A 1,141-nucleotide genomic window follows, 5' to 3' on the forward strand; every position below is an offset into this window, starting at 1 on the left:
TAGGGATTCTCCGATCAAGTCAGCACAAGCCGCCCGACCTGTGCTGAAATAGCCCTCCGTTCAGCCCCCCAGCAAGTCTTGCCCATGAGTCAGATGAGCTTTTCCGATTTCGAGTACGCCGGTAAGCGCAAGCAAACCCGCCGTGAGCGTTTCCTGGCAGAAATGGAACAGGTGGTGCCGTGGAGTGGTTTGGTCGCATTGATCGAGCCGCACTATCCAAAGGCCGGTGGCGGTCGTAAGCCTTATCCATTGGAAACGATGCTGCGCATTCACTTGCTGCAGAATTGGTTTTCGCTGAGCGATCCGGCCATGGAAGAAGCGTTGTACGAGATCACCTCGATGCGCCAGTTTGCCCGACTCACGCTCAGCGCGCCGATTCCCGAAGACACGACAATCATGAATTTCCGACATCTGCTGGAGAAGCATCAGTTGGCAGCCGGCATTCTGGAAACCATCAACAATTACCTGCAAGACAAGGGCCTGTCGTTGCGCCAGGGCACCATTGTCGATGCCACGATCATCCATGCGCCCAGTTCGACCAAGAACAAGGAAGGCAAGCGCGATCCAGAAATGCATCAAACAAAGAAAGGCAACCAGTACTTCTTCGGCATGAAGGCACATATCGGTGCTGATGCTGAGTCCGGGCTGGTGCATCACGTTCACGGCACTGCTGCGAACGTGGCCGACGTAACGGAAGTTGCACATCTACTGCACGGGGCAGAGAACGTCGTCTGTGCCGATGCGGGCTATACAGGCGTTGAGAAAAGACCAGAGCACGTAGGGCGGCCAGTGATCTGGCAGATCGCTGCGCGACGCAGCACTTACAAGCACTTGGGCAAACGTAGCGTGCTCTACAAAGCCAAGCGCAAGATCGAAAAGGCCAAGGCGCAGATGCGTGCGAAGGTGGAGCACCCGTTCCGGGTGATCAAACGCCAGTTCGGCTATGTAAAGACTCGCTTTCGCGGCTTGGCCAAGAATACGGCGCAACTGACGACGCTGTTTGCGCTGTCGAATCTGTGGATGGCGCGTCGGCAGTTATTGAGCACTGCAGGATAGGTGTGTCTGTAGCGCGCAAGAACCAGGGAAAAGCCCTGGTTTTGATGCGATTGAGGCCTGAAAAATCGGCCTTGCGGCGTCGACA

1 protein-coding gene is annotated in these 1,141 nt (G+C 56.0%); it reads left to right on the forward strand.

Annotated elements, in window-relative coordinates; all coding sequences use genetic code 11:
- The first annotated feature begins 84 nt into the window (after window positions 1–84).
- Complete coding sequence (locus NJF35_RS24580; protein WP_253091619.1) at window positions 85–1,056, forward strand: IS5 family transposase; 972 nt, start codon at window positions 85–87, stop codon at window positions 1,054–1,056.
- The last annotated feature ends 85 nt before the right edge of the window (window positions 1,057–1,141 follow it).

Origin of the sequence: Pseudomonas guariconensis, from assembly GCF_024127895.1 — a bacterium.
GTDB lineage: Bacteria > Pseudomonadota > Gammaproteobacteria > Pseudomonadales > Pseudomonadaceae > Aquipseudomonas > Aquipseudomonas guariconensis_B.

What these genes read in the sequence shown, in the direction of transcription:
- NJF35_RS24580 (WP_253091619.1), top strand. Translation starts at nt 85, where the DNA reads ATGAGTCAGATGAGCTTTTCCGATTTCGAGTACGCCGGTAAGCGCAAG.